Source organism: Aquirufa sp., from assembly GCF_964796385.1.
Genome location: NZ_CBAUBA010000022.1, coordinates 1 through 20955 on the forward strand (window position 1 = coordinate 1; position 20955 = coordinate 20955).

Annotated in this window: 19 protein-coding genes; 15 read left to right on the top strand and 4 right to left on the bottom strand. The window is 40.4% G+C overall.

Annotated features, from left to right (window positions below):
- From AC1W6K_RS07830 to AC1W6K_RS07850, 5 genes are all read left to right on the top strand, one after another.
- Window positions 1–1526, top strand: a 1526-nt coding sequence (locus AC1W6K_RS07830; protein ID WP_481947066.1) for a hypothetical protein, incomplete at its 5' end; no start/stop codon positions are given.
- A gap of 262 nt (window positions 1527–1788) precedes the next feature.
- Window positions 1789–2889, top strand: coding sequence for an acyltransferase family protein (locus AC1W6K_RS07835; RefSeq protein WP_481947067.1), 1101 nt, complete (start codon window positions 1789–1791; stop codon window positions 2887–2889).
- A 24-nt stretch (window positions 2890–2913) separates the two neighbouring features.
- On the top strand, window positions 2914–3726 hold the full coding sequence (locus AC1W6K_RS07840; protein WP_481947068.1) for an N-acetylmuramic acid 6-phosphate etherase: 813 nt from the start codon (window positions 2914–2916) through the stop codon (window positions 3724–3726).
- The gene (locus AC1W6K_RS07845; RefSeq protein WP_481947069.1) at window positions 3723–5027 is read left to right on the top strand and encodes a sugar MFS transporter; all 1305 of its coding nucleotides are present in this window, start codon (window positions 3723–3725) and stop codon (window positions 5025–5027) included. Before AC1W6K_RS07840 ends, AC1W6K_RS07845 begins: the two co-directional genes overlap by 4 nt.
- Window positions 5024–5872: an N-acetylglucosamine kinase gene (locus AC1W6K_RS07850; protein ID WP_481947070.1), complete on the top strand. Its 849-nt coding sequence runs from the start codon at window positions 5024–5026 to the stop codon at window positions 5870–5872. Before AC1W6K_RS07845 ends, AC1W6K_RS07850 begins: the two co-directional genes overlap by 4 nt.
- Window positions 5873–5874: 2 nt before the next feature.
- Here AC1W6K_RS07850 and AC1W6K_RS07855 read toward each other — a convergent pair whose 3' ends face one another.
- Window positions 5875–8046, bottom strand: coding sequence for a beta-N-acetylhexosaminidase (locus AC1W6K_RS07855; RefSeq protein ID WP_481947071.1), 2172 nt, complete (start codon window positions 8044–8046; stop codon window positions 5875–5877).
- 338 nt (window positions 8047–8384) lie between these two features.
- Here AC1W6K_RS07855 and AC1W6K_RS07860 point away from each other — a divergent pair, with 338 nt between their 5' ends.
- From AC1W6K_RS07860 to AC1W6K_RS07885, 6 genes are all read left to right on the top strand, one after another.
- Window positions 8385–8897 carry a fasciclin domain-containing protein gene (locus AC1W6K_RS07860; RefSeq protein WP_481721028.1) on the top strand — a complete coding sequence of 171 codons (513 nt, stop codon included), beginning with the start codon at window positions 8385–8387 and terminating at the stop codon, window positions 8895–8897.
- A gap of 128 nt (window positions 8898–9025) precedes the next feature.
- Complete coding sequence (locus AC1W6K_RS07865; RefSeq protein WP_481721030.1) at window positions 9026–9205, top strand: hypothetical protein; 180 nt, start codon at window positions 9026–9028, stop codon at window positions 9203–9205.
- 5 nt (window positions 9206–9210) lie between these two features.
- The gene (locus AC1W6K_RS07870) at window positions 9211–9561 is read left to right on the top strand and encodes a hypothetical protein (protein ID WP_481721032.1); all 351 of its coding nucleotides are present in this window, start codon (window positions 9211–9213) and stop codon (window positions 9559–9561) included.
- Between the two features lie 50 nt (window positions 9562–9611).
- Window positions 9612–10484, top strand: coding sequence for a hypothetical protein (locus AC1W6K_RS07875; RefSeq protein WP_481947072.1), 873 nt, complete (start codon window positions 9612–9614; stop codon window positions 10482–10484).
- Window positions 10485–10578: 94 nt separating this feature from the next.
- Complete coding sequence (locus AC1W6K_RS07880) at window positions 10579–11232, top strand: glycosyltransferase family 2 protein (RefSeq protein WP_481947073.1); 654 nt, start codon at window positions 10579–10581, stop codon at window positions 11230–11232.
- Window positions 11232–11993 (top strand): hypothetical protein, encoded by a 762-nt coding sequence (locus AC1W6K_RS07885; protein WP_481947074.1) that lies wholly within the window; start codon window positions 11232–11234, stop codon window positions 11991–11993. Before AC1W6K_RS07880 ends, AC1W6K_RS07885 begins: the two co-directional genes overlap by 1 nt.
- 208 nt (window positions 11994–12201) lie before the next feature.
- Here AC1W6K_RS07885 and AC1W6K_RS07890 read toward each other — a convergent pair whose 3' ends face one another.
- A complete protein-coding gene (locus AC1W6K_RS07890) occupies window positions 12202–13443 on the bottom strand; it encodes an MFS transporter (protein WP_481947075.1) in 1242 nt (413 codons plus the stop codon).
- A 3-nt stretch (window positions 13444–13446) separates the two neighbouring features.
- A complete protein-coding gene (locus AC1W6K_RS07895) occupies window positions 13447–16092 on the bottom strand; it encodes a M14 family metallopeptidase (protein ID WP_481947076.1) in 2646 nt (881 codons plus the stop codon).
- A gap of 157 nt (window positions 16093–16249) precedes the next feature.
- On the opposite strand from AC1W6K_RS07895, the gene AC1W6K_RS07900 reads away from it, so the two are divergent.
- Window positions 16250–17224, top strand: a complete 975-nt coding sequence (locus AC1W6K_RS07900) for a virulence RhuM family protein/type II toxin-antitoxin system death-on-curing family toxin (protein WP_481947077.1) — start codon at window positions 16250–16252, stop codon at window positions 17222–17224.
- 1 nt (window position 17225) lies between these two features.
- On the opposite strand, the gene AC1W6K_RS07905 is transcribed toward AC1W6K_RS07900, so the two are convergent.
- Window positions 17226–18125: a PIG-L family deacetylase gene (locus tag AC1W6K_RS07905; RefSeq protein WP_481947078.1), complete on the bottom strand. Its 900-nt coding sequence runs from the start codon at window positions 18123–18125 to the stop codon at window positions 17226–17228.
- Between the two features lie 111 nt (window positions 18126–18236).
- On the opposite strand from AC1W6K_RS07905, the gene AC1W6K_RS07910 reads away from it, so the two are divergent.
- Genes AC1W6K_RS07910 through AC1W6K_RS07920 form a run of 3 tightly spaced genes read left to right on the top strand, consistent with a single transcriptional unit; the run spans window position 18237 to window position 20946 of the window.
- A complete protein-coding gene (locus AC1W6K_RS07910) occupies window positions 18237–19247 on the top strand; it encodes an endo-1,4-beta-xylanase (RefSeq protein ID WP_481947079.1) in 1011 nt (336 codons plus the stop codon).
- Complete coding sequence (locus tag AC1W6K_RS07915; protein ID WP_481947080.1) at window positions 19247–19444, top strand: hypothetical protein; 198 nt, start codon at window positions 19247–19249, stop codon at window positions 19442–19444. Before AC1W6K_RS07910 ends, AC1W6K_RS07915 begins: the two co-directional genes overlap by 1 nt.
- Window positions 19441–20946, top strand: a complete 1506-nt coding sequence (locus AC1W6K_RS07920; protein ID WP_481947081.1) for a glycoside hydrolase — start codon at window positions 19441–19443, stop codon at window positions 20944–20946. The genes AC1W6K_RS07915 and AC1W6K_RS07920 overlap by 4 nt, the downstream gene beginning before the upstream one ends.
- The last annotated feature ends 9 nt before the right edge of the window (window positions 20947–20955 follow it).

Genomic DNA, 20955 nt, shown 5'->3' on the forward strand with positions numbered 1-20955 from the left:
TAAGCGACGATACCGTATTAGCCATTCGGCATGATCCAACGGCTGGACATTTTTGGGTATTAACAACGCGCGGATTACACCGTTTTGATCCTTCATTAGGCCAACTAACCTTATGGACGTCGGGTAAAAATTTCACTGCTTTTGACATACAAGCAAACGCAGGAATTATAGGTACGACTGAAGGCTATTTTAAAATTGATTTGTTGACTCAAAAACAAGGTGAGCTCCAACAAAAAATTCCGGTAAAATCTATAACAGCGGTTAAAATTAGTGGCGATAAAGTTTGGTTTGGTTCTATGAATGGGGCATTTGCTTTGCGAAAAGATGGCAAATTCGATTACTACCAAGGGGAGCGCTGGCTAACAGGTAACCACGTTACTGCTATTTCAGAGGGCCCTAAAAATTCAATTTTAATTTTGAGTAATACAGGATTGAGTCAGATTTGTTTTAAGTCGATGACCTTACATGAAAAAGCCATGTATTATGAGGCTCAAGTGCGAGAAAGGCACATTCGCCATGGATTTAATGCCCATTTAAACGGAATGGACCATGGAAATGTCAACACAGGTTATTTATCAGATTCTGATAACGATGGCTTATGGACATCGATGTATTTGGGTGGAGAAATATTCAGGTATGCAGTTACTAAAGAAGCGGAGGCATTAGCAAATATACGTGAGGCATTTGAGTCTATGGAACGATTATACACCGTAAATCCTGTCCCTGGATTTCCTGCTCGATCTTATGAAAGACGCGGTTTTATTTCGCAACTATCGGATCCGGAACGCTGGCAACATTCACCTGAACCTGAGTGGGATTGGAAATCGACAACCTCCTCAGATGAAGTAATTGGCCATATTTTTGCTTTTGGTGCGCTCGCCGAACTCGTAGATGTTCCGGATCTTAAAAAACGTTCAATTGTCTTGATAGATACGTTGATGTCGCACATCATCAAAAACAATTTGTACCTCATTGATTTCGATGGAAAACCCACCCTTTGGGGAAAATGGAATCCGGACTATGTGAATGGATTTTCCATTCATGTGGGGGACCGCAAGCTCAATTCATCCAATATCGTAGCGATGTTGCAAACAGCCTATCGGTTTACAAAAAAACCGATTTACAAACAAAAGGCCTTCGAACTCATGCAAAAATATGGGTATTATGAAAATTTGATGCGACCAATGAAAGAAATTGGTCATGCACCCACAAACGCAGATCCACATGCCCAAAACCTTTCGGATGGTTGGAATCATTCCGACGATGAAATGTATTTTGTTGGCTACTGGGGTTTATATCGCTATGCATTAAATGATACATTGAAAGCTAGTTTTAAGCAATCAATTCTGGATCATTGGGAAATTGAACGGCCTGAAAAAGAAGGTGCTTGGAATATTTTTACGGCGCTGACAGGGACGCAAAAATTTGATTTAGACGAAGCGGCTTGGTATTTACGTGAACATCCACTTGACTTAGTGGATTGGGCAATAGCAAATAGCCACAGAGGTGACATAGAAAAATTGTAACCAAATTTTCGAAATCAAACAACCAAACATGTTTTGCCTCCAGATGAGCGACCTATTCAGCGCCACAATGGAAATATGTTTACAATGGATTATACCCGAAGCAATGGAAATTCAGAGCATAGTGCCGGTGATATTTGGTTATTACCTTACTGGATGGGCAGGTATTTAAACATAATCAGCGCGCCAAAACAGAAAAAATAGTTTTCAATTATTGGAAGCTGAAATTCATATAAAATATGCATCAAGTAAAACGATGAAAATTATGGATGATAAACGGCTACTTTCACTAGATGCATTCCGCGGATTCACAATTGCCGCGATGATTTTAGTGAACTTTCCTGGCAACGACGCGCATGTTTTTAAACCTTTATCGCATACGCATTGGTGGGGTATTTCGTTCACCGATTTAATTGCCCCCTTTTTTCTATTTATTGTGGGCGTCTCCATCTCTTTTGCTTATAGCCGTCGGCTTAAAGCCGGGGCAAAACCAAGTAGTATGTATTCGAAAATTTTGATCCGGGCAGGAAAGATTTTTGCACTGGGCATGTTTTTAAATACCATTGGACTTATTGAAAATTTTAGTTGGGAAGAAGTGCGATGGACAGGTACCCTGCACCGCATAGCCATTGTTTTTCTGCTTTGTAGTGTCTTGTTTTTACATACGAATTGCAAACAACAAGGAATCATTGGAGCCATAATTCTCATCGCCTACGGTGTTGCCATGACGACAATTGCGACCCCGGGGTATGGCAAAGTGATGTTAGAACCGGGTATTAATTTGGCAGCGTGGGTAGACCAACAATTTTTACCGGGCAAAATGTGGCAAGGAAATTGGGATCCCGAAGGGATTTTAAGCACGTTTCCTTCGCTCGTCACAACCATAACTGGAATGCTCGTGGGTACTTGTTTACTTTCAAAACGTACACAGGAACAGAAAATAATTATGCTCTATGCAGGCGGCTTCGTGTCTTTTATTATGGGTATAATTTGGAACGGGCAATTTGGCCTAAATGAAAATCTTTGGAGTAGCTCCTTCGTTATGTTCACATCGGGATTAGCTGCCATGACTTTAGCCAGCGCGATGTATTTCATTGATGTACTTGGATACCAAAAATGGGCTAATTTTGGCATTATTTATGGAATGAATGCCATCATTGTGTATACTTTAGGGGATTTACTAGCGCCAATTTTTTATGGAATACCTTGGGGGGAATTGCCACTGAATCAATTATTTTTTCAGGGCGCTACCCAAATAGGATTCGCTCCTAACGTGGCGAGTATGATGTTTTCATTAATGTATGTGGGTGTCAATTTCATTCCGGCGTACATGTTATACCAAAAGAATATATTCATCAAAATTTAAATTCATTCATTTTAATTTGTTCACATGACACCAATAACTGAGCAGGTCGGCGCGCATCGAGATTTAGAGAAAAAATCAATTCAAGAATTGACCGCTGCTATTAATGCAGAAGACAAGTCGGTCGCACATGCAATCGAAAAAGAATTACCCGCGATAAATGCGCTTATTGAGCAAATCGTGGCCAAACTTACATCCGGTGGAAGAATGTTTTACGTTGGAGCAGGAAGTGGGGGCCGACTATCCGTTCTTGACGTGATCGAACTACCCACTACCTACGGCATTGAACCCGGTTTGATTGACGCAATTTTAGCTGGTGGTACTGAAAATCTTGTGCTAGCTCTCGAAGAAAAAGAAGATGATGTCACGGCTGCTTGGGCGATGTTGGCACACAGAAATATATCAACAAAGGATTTTGTTTTGGGGATTTCTGCCAGTGGAACTACACCATTTGTATTAGCTGCTTTAAAACAATGCCAAGAAAAGGGGATAACGACAGGTTGTATTGTGAGTAATCCGCAGTCGGCCATCGCTGCACATGCGGATTTCCCCGTTGAGGTGATTACGGGACCTGAGTTTATTTGTGGCAGTACACGCATGAAGTGTGCTACGGCTCAAAAAATGATTTTTGATATGATCAGTACGACCACCATGATTCAGTTAGGTCGCGTGGAGGATAATAGAATGGTTCATGTTAAATTAATTAATGATAAAATAACCGACAGGGCTGTTAAGATGCTAATGGAAAAATCAGGAATTACGTCATACGAAAAAGCCAAAGACCTCTTGATGGAACAAGGAAGTGTAAAAATGGCCTTGGATTTTATACGAACTAAATGAATCACGCGCAAGTCAGGTCAGCGGACGTAGTCCCCGAAGAAAATAATCCTTACGCAAAAAACCTGTGGGTGATCGGTATTTTGTTTTTTGTTTTTGGATTTGTGACTTGGTTAGGCTCAGTCTTAATTCCTTATTTGAAAATTACGTGTCAGTTGACAAATGCCTCATCCTATTTGGTCGCGTTTTCCTTTTACATTTCGTATTTAATCTTGGCGGTACCATCAGCGGTTTTATTGAAAAAAACAGGCTATAAAAATGGGATGGTTTTAGGCTTAATTCTGATTTCGATTGGGACGCTTTTGTTTATTCCTGCCGCATATTCGAGAACCTTTACAGTGTTCTTGATTGGTCAATTTATTCAAGGAAGTGGTTTGGCAATTCTTCAAACAGCCGCAAACCCGTACGTAGTTAAATTGGGGCCAATCGAAAGTGCTGCAAGACGAATTAGCCTAATGGGAATCAGTAATGGGATAGCTGGAATCATCGCACCGATTGCCCTAGGCACGATTATCTTAAACGATTCTGATTTGCAAGCGTTAGAAAGCGCGGCCGATAATTTAGAAAAAAAAGCACTACTCCTGCAAGAAATTGCCAATAAAGTCATGGCGCCTTACGCAATGATGACGGTCGTTTTACTATTCATTGCAGCCTATATTTACCGTGTCGACCTTCCTGAAATTGCATCGGAAGAGAATGAGGTAGTTGGGCCTACTGAAACGTCAAAAACGAGTATTTTACAGTTCCCACATCTATTACTGGGAGCGGTTTCCCTATTTTTATACGTAGGTGTGGAAGTCATTGCGGGGGATAGCATTATTCTCTTCGGGGCTTCGCAGGGGATTGCATTGTCAACAGCCAAATTCTTTACGAGTTTTACCCTGTCAGGCATGCTCATAGGTTATTTAATCGGAATAATTCTCATCCCTAGATACATATCTCAGGCGAGGGCTTTACAAATCTCGGCGTTTTCAGGGATTGTGTTTTGCCTTTTGGCACTAGTTACGGAGGGCAAGACATCGCTAAGTTTTATTGCCTTACTGGGCCTGGCTAACGCGCTTATTTATCCGTCAATTTGGCCACTCGCATTAAATGGCTTGGGGTCATTTACCAAAATAGGTTCATCTTTTCTCATCATGGCGATAGGAGGCGGAGCTATATTGCCTTTGATTTATGGTTATTTAGCTGATCAATTCTCCCCGCACCAAGGCTATTGGTTAGTAATTCCGTGTTATGGCTTTATTCTATATTATGCCAAATATGGCCATCTCTTGGGAAATAAATTTAAAATAGACGCCGTATGATATTGATTGCAGATAGTGGGTCAACCAAAACGCTTTGGTGTTTACTGGATCATCAGGGCAAAGAGCATCGATTTGAAACGATTGGATTCAATCCGTATTTTTCAGACCAAGACCAAATTGTACATGCCTTGCAAAGTGCTATGTTGCCAAATGTGACTCCGGCGGAGGTCCAACAAATCTATTTTTATGGGGCGGGCTGTTTTCCTGATAAAATACAGTTCATTGAACAAGCTATGCATGTTTTTTTTGTCAATGCACGTGTTCAAGTTGAACTAGATCTATTGGGTGCGGCAAGAAGCGCATTGGGTAATTCGGATGGGTTTATTGCTATTCTTGGAACAGGGGCTAATAGTGGCTTATTTCGAAATGGGCAGATCGTTCAAAATATAGATTCACTGGGATATATTTTAGGTGATGAAGGAAGTGGATGTTACCTTGGGAAAAAATTATTGACCAGTTACTTACGTGGATTTCTTCCATTGGAACTATCAACGTTATTTGTAGAGACTTATCGATTATCTGTCTCCGACATCATGGATGCGCTTTACGCTAAACCACATGCGAATCGATTTTGTGCTAGTTTCAGTGTCTTTCTCCACGCCCATGTGGAACATCCGTATGTACGGAATCTTGTGGAGGAAAGCTTTGATGACTTTTTCACAAACTTGGTTAGCCAATATCCCGATTATCAACAAATGAGTTTCAATTGCGTGGGGTCGGTAGGCTACCATTTTAAGCAGATACTTGAGCTAACATGTCAAAAATTCAAGATGCAATTTGGTTCAGTTAACAAATCCCCGATGGAGGGATTAGCAGCATATCATGCCAAACCTTCGAAAAATTGAATTTAGTTTCGCCTTAAAAAAGGAATGATTTTTTGTAAGGATTCTGCGATTGATAATTCACAGTACCCAGCTGGCTTCATGGATTTTTTCAATAATTGTGCGTAGGTATTGATTTGTAAGTCGCTCGGTTTCTTCTTGGCCTTTTTAAGATTTAGAAGCGCGACACTTTGTTTAGAAATGGCATGCAGCGAGGCGGAATGGGTTAATAGGTCGGCCAACAATGGATTTGAGATTGCCATTTTTTGAATAATGCTGTGGTTATTTTCCCATTTTTGGAACTGCTTAACTAACTTTTCCATCGTAGCATCGGAAGGAATCCGCAGAAAAGACTCCAAAAGCTTATTGAAATTTCTCAATGCCGTTGGGTCGGGAATCGCGACATCAACCAATAACGTATAGGGCGAATATTTGGTAAAGTTATTGGCTTCATTTCTTTTGTATCCTTTTAGGGGCTCAATAAATTCGACTACCGGTTCCAAGGCTTGAATGTTATCCGATCCAGCTAAGCGCCTCAGCATCATTGATTTGTTTTTCAAATGCGTCGAACCTACCCATTCCAAATGGAGTGAAATGATTTCCAATCTTCTGTACATATCATCCACATCGCGAACATCAGCAGGCGACCACAAACGCTCCGCAATGGCAGCGGTTCTAGGCCAAAGCCTTGAATCAATAGTTTCCAGGCTCACATGCTCGGTCCACATTGTGGCCTCTCCCCCAATAATCAATTTCTCTTCTGAGGGGCTCAGAATCCTTTCCCCCTGTTGGATTTTTTTAATGATTTCCGACTCGAACCGATTGAAATTGGCTTCACTATCGGGTATAATAACTTTATTTAAAAATGGGATGGGGTCGTTTAAATAATGATAATAGGTGGGTTGAACCAAATCAATGTAATAGCCTTTAGAGAGGATACTTTTATATCCATTTTTTGCGGAGGATAATAAAGCCTCCATGCCACGCCATGATTGAACCACAATATCTTTGGGGACATCTGACTCGATTAATTGATTGAAGTTCCCAGCTTCAAAATATTGTTTCGCTGTCGAATCATCCATTTTCTTCATTAAAATTTCATCCCAGCCAACGGTAATTTTGCCTGAGCGCTTGAGAATTTTTTGGATTCGTTTATTGAAATAATTTTGCAGTGAGACAGCATCGTTTAGCTTATTTTCCTTCATAAAAGCTTGAATATCCTGGTTTTTCGCCCAATCATTTCCTGTATTTTCGTCGCCTCCAATGTGAAAATAATGATCTGGAAATAAGGAGGCCACTTCCGTCAGAAGGGTATCTAAAAAAACATACGTGCGCTCTTGTGTTGGGTCGATCGTTGGATCAAACACCCCCCAATGATCTTGTAAAACATAGGCTTTTTTAGTGGAGGCCAACTCAGGGAATACGGTTAAAATAGCCGTTGAGTGGCCAGGAAGGTCAATTTCTGGGATAACTCGGATGCCCCGTTGGTCAGCATATTCAATGATTTCAGCCACTTGTGCATGCGTAAAATAATTACCCCCCGATGCCTGTTGGTGAAGTTTAGGAAAAACTTTGGACTCAATCGTGTACCCTTGATCGTCGCTGATGTACAAATGAAAAACGTTCATTTTCACCACTGCCATGGCGTCGAGCGTTCTTTTGACAACGTCCATTGGCATAAAATGATAGGGCTGTGAAAGTAATAATCCGCGCCAAGCAAATCGGGGATTGTCTTGTATGCTTGCGCCCTGAAAATAAAACCCTTTTGCGTCGGATGCAATGAGTTGCAATAAAGTTTCCAAAGCTCGTATGGCACCGATATCGCTTTTGGCATGAATTGTTACTTTTGATTCGTCAATATTGAGTTCATAGGACTCCTCCATGTCCATTTGCACGACCCCTTTGCTAAGGGAATGAATTTTAAGTGGCGCAAAGGGATTATTAAAATTTTTATCTGTGATGTTCCATGTTTTAAAAAAAAGACCGGTTCGCTCGGATACGCGTTGCATGAATCGGCTTGACTCTTTATTTAGTCTTTTATCCGAAATTCCTGAGATACTAAAGGCAAAATTTGGGGTAAGTCGGAAATTTTTATTACTCAATTTGATGGAGGAGGGCATGGGCATCAGATTAATCTGCTGGGCCTTACCCTGGATGGACGATGCAAGTATGAAAAGCAAAAAGAGTAGAAATTTCATATTCAGATATGGTAGCTAATTTCGAGTAACTAAAAATACGAGATTTTCAAGAAAATAGATGTACGCGTAATGGCCTTTTTGAAAAATCTACCTAGGCCAAATAGCAATCAATAAGTACCAAATTTCGTTGAGAATGAAAGTGCTTTTCTATTAAATGAATCTGATGCAGCTTTTGTGCACCATATCGTATGAAAATAAATTTAGACGCATCTGAGGCACTTAAAGTGCCTCTATCTGGCTTATTGGCACGAATCGATAATTTCCTAGATCCATATCGACCTAATTTTAAAACTAATTGATAATTAAAGAGTTATATGCAAGAACATAAACAAATAGAAATGAAATTAAAATCAATTGCTTTATCATTAATCGCTTTAATCGGCTTGTCATTCGCATCTAATGCACAGACAACAGTTGTAGATGTAGCGGTAGGATCTCCAGATCACACAACATTAGTAGCGGCAGTAAAGGCAGCTGGACTAGTTGGAACATTACAAAGTGCGGGACCATTTACGGTTTTCGCTCCGGTGAATGCTGCATTTGCTAAGTTACCAGCAGGAACGGTAGACTATTTACTAAAGCCTGAGAATAAGGCTACATTAACTAAAGTACTTACATACCATGTAATCGCGGGAACATTTGATGCAGCAACTGTAGTGAAAGCTATAGCAGATGCAAAAGGTTCTTTGGCGTTAAAAACAGTTAGCGGTGGAACAATTACGGCTTCTGTTAAAAATGGCAAGGTTGTATTGACTGACGAAAAAGGTGGTGTAGCGACGGTTGTTGCTACGGACTTGAAAGCTGGTAATGGAATTGTACACGTAATTGATACGGTTGTACTTCCAAAATAATAAGCTATAACTTTTTAAGGCCGCAGATTTCTGCGGCCTTAAATTTGTTTTACAACTTTATTCAACCAAAAAAATAATCTGTTTATATTTCCAAAAATTACTACAGATTTATACTAAAAAAATTCGTCATGTTTAAAAAATTTAAAGCTTCAGAAATTCTAATTATCGTTGTTGTCATCATTGTCATTTTTGTCAGCGAATACCTGTATTTGGTAGTTGGCGACAAAGACAAGGCCATCTTTATAGGTTTATGGCCGCCAACAATCCTAGGTTTATTAAATTTTATCAACTCTAAATTGAAAAAATAATGGATATGGATATTATTTTACTCACAGCAATTATATCGACATTGTTTATCGTATTTATTATTGCGGTTTACAGGGAGTTTGCCGTTATGGAAAATGAGACCTATGTTTTCCAAAAAGAAACAGGCCCTCGGGCTGGCTTAGTAAATTTTGTTGGAAACCTTGCATCTAATAAATCGCTAACAAAAGAAGATAAAAAATTGATTTATAAGGCAATGCACCGTAACATTGCTGACATGGAATCAGATGGCGTCTATTTTGATAATTCGCTCAAAGAAATTGTTCAAGACCAAATAGAAGTTTTGGAACAAAATGAGGAAAAGCCATTACCAAAAGCAAAGAAGATTACGACTAAATAAAAACCCAATCGGTTTTCGATTGCGCTAAATTTGACCAAACGTAAGTTTATATGTTGAGTTATCTGGAAAATTTTAGTCAATTCTTCGATCATCTCGTAAATCCCAAACGAGTAAGAATCGTAGAGTTAATCATCCTAAGGCTTGCTTTGCTTGCGTTTGTTCTCCATTTGGCTTTTATATATTTATCGAATAATGTTACCTATTTTAGCGATTTCCAACACAGCTACTTAAAGGCTATTTATACACCTTTTAGTTTCATTTTGTTTTATGAAGTCTTGCTGTTGGTTATCATAATACCCAAATCTATTTCCGAGTTTATTGGCAAGCAATTTGAGGTAATTACACTCATCACGCTGAGAAGTTTTTTCCATGACATTGCAGATTTAGATTTTGGAAAAGCGCTTTCCATCGAAGATGTCCATTTATTAAGTCTTGTCTATGATTTGATTGCCTCTTTGTTGATGCTTGCAGCCACCATGTTTTACTACAAGATTTACAAGAATTCGCAGCGATCAGAGGCGATTACTGATATTCAACATTTTGTTGCCATCAAAAAAGTCATGTCATTTATGATGATGATTATATTGTTTTTATTAAGTTTTTCAAGTTTGGGAAGTTGGGTAATGGAATTGTACACTGCGATGCAGTCCAACCAAAATTACCCCAATCCCAATACTGTGTTTTACGGTGATTTCTTCACGGTAATGATTTTCATGGATGTTTTTTTACTGATTGTTTCGTTTATGTACCACTTTTCATTTTACATGATATTCCGAAACGCAAGTTTTATCATTACGACTATTTTATTGAGAATGTCGCTGACTGCTGAAAAACCAATCAATTACTTTCTGATTTTTATTGGGTTTGCTTTCTCTATTTTGGCATTCTACCTCATAAATAATCGAAAAAGCAGTAATGCATAAATCCTTCGCTTAAATTCAAAGCGCTCCAAATCATTAGTTTTGTAAGCTTTATAAAGCTAATTTTACGGCGTTAAATTAGCCTAAATATTATTTTATGTCCATTCCGGTAAAAATTTCAGTGTTAATGTCTTTGTATAACACTGCCTTTGAAGTTACCAAACGAGCTATAAATTCGGTCCTTAATCAAGATTTTCAGCAATTCGAATTAATCATTATTGATGATGGAAGTTATACGAATGACCGGGAATCTTTGTTACGTCTGGTGGAAGCGCATGAGGACAAAATTATTTATATACGCCATCGCAATCAAGGACAAGCCGATTCCATAAATCGGGGAGTTTGGAATAGTCAAGGGGAATTCATAACCATCTTAGATAGCGATGATGAATACAAATCAAATCACTTAAGTGCCTGTTTGCGCGAAATGCATGATGTAGATTTAATTTGTTCCACCACCGAAACGATTGTTGATTCGCAAGATGACTATTATGTCCCCGATAAAAACGATTTATCCAAGCATATTCATTTAGATGATGTAATATTATTTGGGACGCTTTTTGGTCGGAAACACGTATTTGATGCGATTGATTTTGAAGGAGGATTTGCGGCAGATTCACATTTTTATGAAAAGGCATTGGCGCAATTTCCAACAAAAAAAGTGGCGTTAAGGACTTACATCTACTACCGGAATAACCCTAATAGTACATGCTCGACCATAAAAAAAGAAAATTTAATCATTTCTGATTAATGAGTCTTCCTGATTACAAACCAAGCGATTCGCTCATCATGGCCTGTCACATCACAGGCGTTTTTGATGTTAATCGAAATGTGACGCTGGCACATGACGATTATTCCTTAATTCAATCTTGGGCCGAATCCATAGCAGCAGCTAAAATCAAAGGCGTTCTTTTCCATAATAATCTGAGCCAAGAAACCTGCGAAACCTATACCAATGAATTTATTTCATTTGTTGGCATTCATCATAACCCCGCATTCAACCCTAATGTCTTTCGGTATTTCGTTTACCTCGACTACTTGAAAAACCAACACACGCCGTTAAGCGCTGTCTTTGTGACAGATGTTTCCGATGTTGTTCTGATTTCAAATCCGTTTGAAGATGTACGATTCATTAATCAACCCGATGCTATTTTTTGTGGAGATGAAGCTAAAGTACTTGACAATGAATGGATGCGCGATCACGCCACGCATTTACGTGAACAAATTGCTGATTATGCAGCCTATGAAAATCGTTTTGGGAAGGATACGTTGCTCAATTGCGGTATTATTGGTGGGCATTTTTCAAGTTTCTATGGCTTCCTAGAAAAGCTATGTGAATTGCATGAACGGTATAATGCCAACAACAAAACAGCCTATACCGGCGATATGGGTGCGTTCAATTACTTAGCTCGAACGCAATATGCGGATCAACTTATTTCAGGACCACCGGTAAATACCGTTTTTAAATTATACGAAACGGAGCGAACAGATTGTTGGTTCCGCCATAAATGATAACCTTCACGCGGTTTTTGGGGTTATTGATCTTGAGGGAAATAGTTCAAATTGAAAAATCTTTATCCTACTAGTGTGAAAAATAAAGTCTCACATTTTGATCCAAAACAGGTGTCCCTTATTTAAATATTGAATCGATAGCGTTATCATTTTTGATCACTTCTTTCTTAAAAAATTCTAACACAGTCGAATTAGTATTCCTTAAAATCTAGAATGCTATTTTCTTGGTAGGATCAATTCTTAACCAAAGTAAACCTCCACAAATAACCACAACTCCGATGATGCGAACGGGGATATCCCAACTCCCTGTGGCGGTTAAAATATAGCCAAAGGCAATCGACATGACAGTAGAACCTAACTGGCCCGCCATACCCATCGCACCGGCAACAGCACCTGAATTTTGACCACCGATGTCGGCAGAGGTAGCCCAAGAAACGGGTAAGGTAAAGTCTTTAAAAGCGAGTCCAAAAGCTAATATAATAATGGAGACAGTAGGGTCTGGGATAAACGTAGAACCAAGCATGCAACAACCCGACATCACCAATCCGAACATTCCCACAGATCTCCTGCCCCATTTTAATCCCTTTTTCCGGGCGATAAAATCGGATAAAAAACCACCGCTAAAACAACCGACAGTACCTAAGATAAACGGCAATGAGGCTAAAAAAGCGATGTGCGCATCGTCAATACCTTTGCCATTTTTTAAATATTTGGGCATCCAAGAAAGATAAAAATAAGCGCCATAAAGCAGGCAATGATACATGCTCATTAAGGCCCAGACATTGGGGGTTTTAATAATTTTTAAGAACACCGCCAGATTATTTTGAGGAATTTTAACCTCACGTCCTAACTCAATATGGGCAAGTTCTGCTTCTTCAATACCAGGCATATCCTTAGGCTCATTCTGAAACCAATATGCCCAAAAGAAAGCCCAAATAATCCCTAGTCCTCCAAAAATGTAAAATACATAACGCCATCCCCAGATCGACATAATGTAAATTGCTAAGAATGGTGCCAAAGCAGCACCAAGCCGACTAGCTATCCAAATGAATGATTGCGCCCGACCAGCTTCTTGTTTTGGGAACCACCGGGCAACAACAATCGTAGCGTTTGGATAGGCTCCTGCCTCTCCTAATCCGAATAAAAATCGGATGATAAATAACATGGTAAATGAATACGAAAATCCCGTCAGAATCGTAAATACGGACCAAGAAAGCACAATGCGAAAGAGCACGGATTTGGGACCCTTAAAATCTCCCCATAGGCCAACAGGTATTTCAAATATTCCATATGCGAATGCAAAGGAACCCATGATCCACCCGAATTCTTTTTCAGTTAAATGAAGATCCTCGGTAATTTGACTACCCGTAATCGATATAGATGTTCGATCTAAATAGGTAATTATTGAGAATACAGCCAATACAAAAAGTACCCAAAATCTTTTTTGCATTACCTATTTAGTTTCAAACAATTGATTAAATACCATCTTAAACGTATGGTGGGTTTGTCCTCTGAAAGTAATCTCAGGACCGTAAACGAACAAGTTACCTTTGCCCACTTTCGCTTGAAAAGCAGCAATACCATCCTTCAAATACGTCTGACCAAAAGCCCATCCGCTTCGTAAGGTTTTATCTGATGCATACCAAGCCAATGGAATTAGGTTGCCATGCGCAATCGCCTCCGCGGATAAATTAAATACGGGACTCGCACTGAAATAAACATCTGCTTTTGGCGTCATACCCCAGTTGGCCTCCACCCCATGATCCACCGCAACCTGCATCACACTACCCGGGATATAAAATTTCTCACCTGGCAAATCACGTTCATTACCAGCGACCACCTCAACTAAGGCATTTTTTACCGGCAGATTCAAGTGGTAAGCTAAATTAGCGCTTGAACCAATCGTGATGATATCTCCACCCGCTTCTAAGAAAGCACGCAACGAAGGAATCGATTTTGCTGCGGTAATTTTACCCAATGTTTCTTGGTATTCAGCAGGAATATCCGCTTCCACGGGCTCTCTACCAGAATACTGGTTGGGTGCTTCTACTTTCACACTTGGAATAGCTCTGCTAACAAAAATGATTGCGTCAAATTTAGCGCGTAAATTACCTTTGTCGATTTCTTTGGCAAAGACCAATTTGAAATCAAAATGATGTTGTTCTAAAATCCAGCGCAACCAACCAGACGGCATCGAACCACCATATACGTCCCAAAGACCAATGCGCTTAGCGCCTACTTTTTTCGAATCTTGTTTAGGAAGATTTGCCAAAGGCGTAATCTTCACCGTAGACTTCGAAAGGATCAACGAAGCAGCTGAACTGTGCGCGACATAAAATGCGTCTTTTGTTTTGGTCACTTCAACGCCCGCTTTCAATAAGTCATTCAACAAGGTAAATGACGTATTATCTGAGGTAGGGAATGCATAGAAATTAGCTGCTTCAAATGATTGCGCGCTCATTTGCAGTTGGCCATACGGAATCGTTTCCAACGGTGCTTGCAAGTCGGTTAATATCCGATCAAACTGAATACCCATCGTAAAGGCAGGTGTCCAACCAGCCGAATCGTACGGACGCACCGGAGGACCTCCAGGATATTGGAAATCGTTCGGGTGATCTTGTGGCTCAAACATGTCAATCACATGCGGGCGAAAAGCTTGATTGGTTTGAACAACAAACGACCCTTGCGGATATTTCTTTCCGTTGAATTCAAAAGCTTTTGTAGCTTTATCAACCCGAATTCCACTTTTCAACAAAATATTTACAAAAGTAAAACGTGTGGTCGATTGATCAGCTGTGATGATGTAGGCTCGGGCATCTCGTGTTTCAGGATTTTTATAAACGACACTAAATAAACTGTCACTTTTTGACCTGAGATTGGTCCCTGCTATGCTAGTCAATTTCTCCACTTTGTTCGGCGAAAGGGTCCAATAATCTTTGGAACCAAGTTCAATGGATTTGCGACCCATTTTGTAGATATTCATCAATACTTCTTCACGATAGCGTGTTGCATAATTCAGCACCGCATAGTTTAGCGAAAGTGAATAGTCGATGGAGTTTTTAAAAAACCATTTCCGGGGTGTAATCGGAAAAGGAGTTGCCGAATTAGGAATCAAACGGCTCGGCACCAATGGAACAGTTTGTGGCGTCGGACTTCCGATGATTTCCGTTAACAATCCAATAATATTATGGTAGTAAGCCGTCGTGCGAAGTCCCCCATTCCACCAAGTCGAGTAAACAGATCCCGATTTCATCGTATAGCCTGGTTTATCTTCCGCATTTAAACGCGAACTCATCGCCGCTCCTAAGGCGTCGATTCCGGTAACTAATAGTGGATCATAGACATAATTAAACGGATCTCGGTAGGGAGGTCCGGCAACTACTGTTCCTTCTGGACCTGTTTGGTGGTGATTATAAAGAATCTGGGGCATCCACTCGATGTATTGTTGGCGCGACATATTTGCCGACTCGCTCATATTCATCATGTAGAAATCTCGATTATTATCATGTCCGATATACTTTTCGTACAGTCGGGGCAAATGCTCTGTGGACCGCTTAAGCGTATCCGCCTTGCGCATGTACCAATCAGAAACAAGCTCTTGTCCATCTGGATTCGCATGTACAAAAAGGATGATGGTATTTTCTAAGATACGCTTCGTTTCCTCGTCGGTGCGTGTGGTAAATTGGTAAATGGATTCGATCCATTGGTGTATGCCTACAGTCTCCGTGGCGTGTAAACCGCCATCGATCCAAACGACTGCTTTGCCTTCTTTAGCTAGCGCCTTCGCTTCGGATTCAGAGAGGCCTTCTGCACGAGCGAGGCGTTGAGAGATGGCTTTGTATTTGGCTAAATTCTTGATGTTTTTGGGATCGGAAACAATGACCATGTATTGGTTTCTTCCTTCTTCTGTTTTGCCGATGGATTGCAATTTTACCCGGGGCGAAGCTTTCGATACTTTTTGTAAGTAGGCTTCGGTTTGGATAAAAGTGGCTAGGTGGTAATTATCGCCGATTGAAAATCCAAAATGAGATTTGGGACTAGGCACTTGGCCAAAAATGATGTGGGATACGAATAGAAATAGTAAAGCTGTTTTTTTCATAGCGTTGCTGCAGGTAAGCATTAAAGATAAATAAAATGCGCTAAAAACCTGACCGGAAATCTAGAATTCAAATGATCAAGTAGTTGATAATCTGGCTATCTAAATGGTTTTTTCATACCAAAAATTATACGTATTCGTTTGGAAGAAAAAAAGCAAAATGGAAAATCAAATAGAAATATTCGAAAGTAAGGATGGCATCAAATTAAGTGTAGAAGTTCATAATGATTCTGTTTGGCTAAGTCAAGAACAGCTGTCAATTCTATTTGATCGAGATCAATCCGTAATTTCAAGACACATTAATAATGTCTTCCATGAGGGTGAATTAAATCAATTTAGCAATATGCAAAAAATGCATATTGCTAAATCCGACAAACCAATTTCAAAATTTAGTCTTGATGTCATTATATCCGTAGGATATCGAGTCAAATCAAATCGTGGTACTCAATTCCGTCAATGGGCCACGCAGCGACTAAAAGAGTACTTGATTGAAGGCATTGCCCTAAATGAAAAACGACTCAATCAGAAAAACAAAGAAATCCAAGTGCTGCATGATGGCATTCGCATATTAAGTCGGGCGATAGAAGAAAAGCTACATACTTCTGAGGGTTTTGATTGGCTCCAACAGTTTAATCAAGGCTTACAGTTGCTTGATGACTATGACCATGAGGCACTTGAAACATATGGAAATCATACGGCAACTCCCTCCTATCCTAGCCCGACTGAATATCAAGAGCTTATCAAAGTGATGTGCAGCGAATTCAATTCAAAGGTTTTTGGAAAAATAAAAGATGGCGGATTTGATAGCGCCATTAATCAAATAAAACAAGGTTGGGGGCAAGCCGACTTTTACCCTTCCATTGAAGAAAAAGCAGCGATGCTTCTCTACCTCATTGTTAAAAATCATGCGTTTGTCGATGGGAACAAACGCATTGCAGCAGCCAGCTTTCCATTATTTCTAGCTAAAAACAAGTTGCTTTTCAATGCGGCTACTAAACCTTTAATTAGCAATGATGCGTTAGCGGGATTAACGCTGTTTGTCGCATCGAGTAATCCCGAGGAAATGTTGATAGTCAAAAAACTGGTCATGAGTGTCCTAAATAGAAATGCGCCTATTCCATCCTTATCTACCTAGTTTACTTTCCAGGCGCAGCAAAACCACTTTTCGCCAAGGCCTCAAATAGTTTCTGAACTTTCACTAAACCCTTCGGATCATTAATGTCATAATAGCGATATACTTCCAAATCTGTTCTGTGAATTCCATTTTCTTGAATCGCTCCCTGAGATTTGTATTCGCCAATAACCCAGTCGGCAACAATCTTATAACTCACCTTATCATTCTCTTTAAACCGAAATGCACGATTCAATGTAACGGTAGGCGTATTGGGATTGATTCTCGTTTCTGGATAGCCTTCCAATTGGGTGAATTCGGTGGGCTTACTCGTTGCCGACATAGGACTTCCGGCGATAATGATAGGTTTGTTTGGACCTTTGTAACGCTGCACCGCGCGCAATGCCATTAATACCGACGTTTTATGGTGTCCATGCTGGCCCGCATGCGGCAACATGGTGATGATGAAATCATACTCGCGGTCGGCCAACAGCCGATCCATTCGCCGTTCTACATAACCAATATCCCAGTTTTCACCCGAGATATAAGGCTTCACATCTAAGGTATACCAGTCGTCCGGTTGCTCCATAAAATAAATATTGCGCACCCCCATAATTTTCCCGGCATTTATAATTTCTTGTTTCCGTAACATAGGTAAATGCGTACGAGCCACAACGGAATCTGTCAAATCCAAGTTATAGTACATGGCTCCCAATTGCGAATCCGCAAATCCGCCACCTCCATCAGTCATAACAGCCATGTCCACAATACCTTTCAACTCGTGGGTAATCTTGAACATAGTAACTGAAAAACCAGTCTCATCATCTGGATGTGCAGTAACCACAAGAACTTTGGGAGATTGAGCAAGTAATGATGTAGATATCAAACAAGCTAACAGGGTAAGGATTGGAAAAGTTTTTTTCATATCGTTTGTGTCTATGTATAAGCGAGTTAGTATAAAAAAAAGAAATTCGCAAGTAGTTAAGACAGTCAAACGAATTAACAATAATTCCTATCTTGCAGAAACCTTTTTGATATGAAAACATTAATTTTTGGCATTCTCGTCGGCTTGACCCATATTTCCTACGGACAAGCACCTTACCTCAAAGACCGATATAATTTCCCCATCGGCGCATCTATAAATCCTAGATTAGTATCAGAAAATAACGCCTATCGAAACGTAGCAATCACTGAATTCACAAGCGTCACGGCAGAAAATCACATGAAAATGATGCTCGTCCACCCCGAAGCCAATCGCTTCGACTTCAGTAAAGGAGATGAGATTGTCGCTTTTGCCAAAGACCACCAAAAACGCATCCATGGACATACCCTGGTTTGGCATAATCAAGTTCCCAAATGGATGAATGAATATTCAGGCGATACCCAAGCCTGGGAAGAAATGTTGAAAAATCACATCCAAACCGTTGCCAAACATTATAAAGGCCAAGTGGCTGGCTGGGACGTTGTCAATGAATCATTCTTGGATGATGGGAGTTTACGGCCAACGGTCTGGTCAAAAAACATTCCCGACTACATCGCAAAAAGTTTCCAATGGGCCCATGAAGCCGACCCCAACGCCATCTTATTTTACAACGATTATGGTCAAGACGGCAAGCCAAAAAAAATGCAAGCCATATTAAATCTGGTTAAAGATCTGCAAACCCGGAATATCCCAATTCATGGACTTGGGCTGCAAATGCACATCAACATCAACTCCAAAAATGACGAACTTGTTAACGTGATTAATCAATCCGCGAAGACGGGGCTGACCATCCATTTTTCTGAATTAGACATTGCGGTAAATCCAAAAAACGATTCCACGTTTGTTTATCATGAAACGGCCAAAAAGGCTCAGCAAGAAAAATTTGAGCTTGTTTTCAAGGCATATCAAGAGTTGCCTAAACACCAACAATACGGCATTACGTTCTGGAATGTAAGCGATCGTGACTCCTGGTTACGTGGATATTTTAAAAGACCGAAAGAATATCCACTTTTGTTTGACGATACCTACACCCGAAAACCAATCTATTCCAACCTGTTAAAGTGATGAAAAATAAATCGACGACCCGCTGGGTCCTTCAAGCCACCAGCGGACTACTCCTCACGGGAAGCGGACTTTCCCTCGCTATTGATGCCGGAATGAATAAAATGCAAGGTGGAGATTGGTTCTGGTATGGAACCGGCGCATTAATTGTCTTCCAAGCAGGCCTATGTTTAGTCATCGATTCGACCCGATTTAGATGAAAAAATACGCCTGGATTGGTTTGTTTTTGATGTGTTTACATGCGCAGGGCCAACAAATTACCTTCAATACCCGCAAGACTTATCAGACGATGCACAGCTTCGGTGCGTCGGACTGTTGGTCCATGGCCATAATCGGAAAATACTATCCCGAAAGCAAAAAAAAACAAATTGCCGAATGGCTTTTTAGTCTGGAAACAGACGCATCAGGTACCCCAAAAGGAATCGGTCTTTCGCAATGGCGATTCAATATCGGAGCCGGAAGTTTTGAACAAGGACAAACCAGTAAAATCACTAACGAATGGAGACGCGCCGAAAGTTTTCTCACAGGCAACACCTATGATTGGGAGAAACAGAAAGGCCAACAATATTTCTTGGACGCTGCAAAGAAAAACGGAGTTCCCTATACATTGGGCTTCTTGAATTCTTCGCCCGTAGAAATGACACGCAATGGGCTTGCCATCGGGAGTGGAAAATTAGCTGAATGGAACTTCAATAAAGAGAAAATAGATGCGTGGACTGATTTCATCACGACCGTTTCAAGCCATTTTCAATTCACCTACCTAAGCCCATTCAATGAACCCCAGTGGGATTGGGGACCTGGAAAGTCGGGCGAAGCTTCGCAAGAAGGGACACCTATCAACAATCAGGATTTGGCCTGGGCAACACGTAAGCTTGCTCAAAAATTCCAACAAACAAATTCTAAAACTCGGATTGTAATTCCAGAGGCGGGCCAGTTGAATTATTTAGTTGACACCAAAAGCAATCGACCTGGTCAAGATGGCCAAATTGATGATTTTTTCAATGCAAATTCGCCGAACTATCTCGGGAATGAACCCATGGTGGAAAAGGTCATCGCTGGCCATAGTTACTTCACCACATCGCCCACGAGTAAACGTGTCGCGCTCCGGCAGACCGTTGGCAAAAAAGCACTAGAAGCGCATATCAATTATTGGCAATCTGAATATTGCATTCTAGGGGATAATGCAGGTGAAATAAAAGGCAACGGAGTCGATTTAGGCATGAAAACAGCGCTATATGTCGCCAAAGTCATCCATTCAGATATCCACGATGCAAACGCAACATCCTGGAGCTGGTGGCTAGCCGTCAGCGCAAATGACTTTAAAGATGGGTTGATTTATACGTTTAATGGGCAAACAAAAGGAGAGAATGATGCCAACAAATTGGATGCGGAGCTATATGATTCCAAGACCCTTTGGACCTTAGGCAATTATTCCAGATTCGTCAGGCCAGGCATGAAACGTTTCGAGGTAAGTATCCAACAGCCCGATTGCCTAATCACCGGATTTACAGATCAAAAATCAAATGTATTTGTACTTGTTAATATGGGGAATGCATTTGAAATGAATTGGCCTAGCCAACTCGAAATCAAAACCTACACCACCGCCGAACATCAGAATTTAACTTTTAAATCTGTTCGGAATGGAAAGATTCAAGTACCCAGTGCGTCGATCATGACCTTAGTCTATTCTATTAACAACTAATTAACTAAA

Excerpts from the sequence above, each read along its gene's own strand:
- AC1W6K_RS07835 (WP_481947067.1), top strand. The coding sequence starts at position 1,789 with ATGGATGATAAACGGCTACTTTCACTAGATGCATTCCGCGGATTCACA.
- AC1W6K_RS07840 (WP_481947068.1), top strand. The coding sequence starts at position 2,914 with ATGACACCAATAACTGAGCAGGTCGGCGCGCATCGAGATTTAGAGAAA.
- AC1W6K_RS07845 (WP_481947069.1), top strand. The coding sequence starts at position 3,723 with ATGAATCACGCGCAAGTCAGGTCAGCGGACGTAGTCCCCGAAGAAAAT.
- AC1W6K_RS07850 (WP_481947070.1), top strand. The coding sequence starts at position 5,024 with ATGATATTGATTGCAGATAGTGGGTCAACCAAAACGCTTTGGTGTTTA.
- AC1W6K_RS07855 (WP_481947071.1), bottom strand. The coding sequence starts at position 8,046 with ATGAAATTTCTACTCTTTTTGCTTTTCATACTTGCATCGTCCATCCAG.
- AC1W6K_RS07860 (WP_481721028.1), top strand. The coding sequence starts at position 8,385 with ATGAAATTAAAATCAATTGCTTTATCATTAATCGCTTTAATCGGCTTG.
- AC1W6K_RS07865 (WP_481721030.1), top strand. The coding sequence starts at position 9,026 with ATGTTTAAAAAATTTAAAGCTTCAGAAATTCTAATTATCGTTGTTGTC.
- AC1W6K_RS07870 (WP_481721032.1), top strand. The coding sequence starts at position 9,211 with ATGGATATTATTTTACTCACAGCAATTATATCGACATTGTTTATCGTA.
- AC1W6K_RS07875 (WP_481947072.1), top strand. The coding sequence starts at position 9,612 with ATGTTGAGTTATCTGGAAAATTTTAGTCAATTCTTCGATCATCTCGTA.
- AC1W6K_RS07880 (WP_481947073.1), top strand. The coding sequence starts at position 10,579 with ATGTCCATTCCGGTAAAAATTTCAGTGTTAATGTCTTTGTATAACACT.
- AC1W6K_RS07885 (WP_481947074.1), top strand. The coding sequence starts at position 11,232 with ATGAGTCTTCCTGATTACAAACCAAGCGATTCGCTCATCATGGCCTGT.
- AC1W6K_RS07890 (WP_481947075.1), bottom strand. The coding sequence starts at position 13,443 with ATGCAAAAAAGATTTTGGGTACTTTTTGTATTGGCTGTATTCTCAATA.
- AC1W6K_RS07895 (WP_481947076.1), bottom strand. The coding sequence starts at position 16,092 with ATGAAAAAAACAGCTTTACTATTTCTATTCGTATCCCACATCATTTTT.
- AC1W6K_RS07900 (WP_481947077.1), top strand. The coding sequence starts at position 16,250 with ATGGAAAATCAAATAGAAATATTCGAAAGTAAGGATGGCATCAAATTA.
- AC1W6K_RS07905 (WP_481947078.1), bottom strand. The coding sequence starts at position 18,125 with ATGAAAAAAACTTTTCCAATCCTTACCCTGTTAGCTTGTTTGATATCT.
- AC1W6K_RS07910 (WP_481947079.1), top strand. The coding sequence starts at position 18,237 with ATGAAAACATTAATTTTTGGCATTCTCGTCGGCTTGACCCATATTTCC.
- AC1W6K_RS07915 (WP_481947080.1), top strand. The coding sequence starts at position 19,247 with ATGAAAAATAAATCGACGACCCGCTGGGTCCTTCAAGCCACCAGCGGA.
- AC1W6K_RS07920 (WP_481947081.1), top strand. The coding sequence starts at position 19,441 with ATGAAAAAATACGCCTGGATTGGTTTGTTTTTGATGTGTTTACATGCG.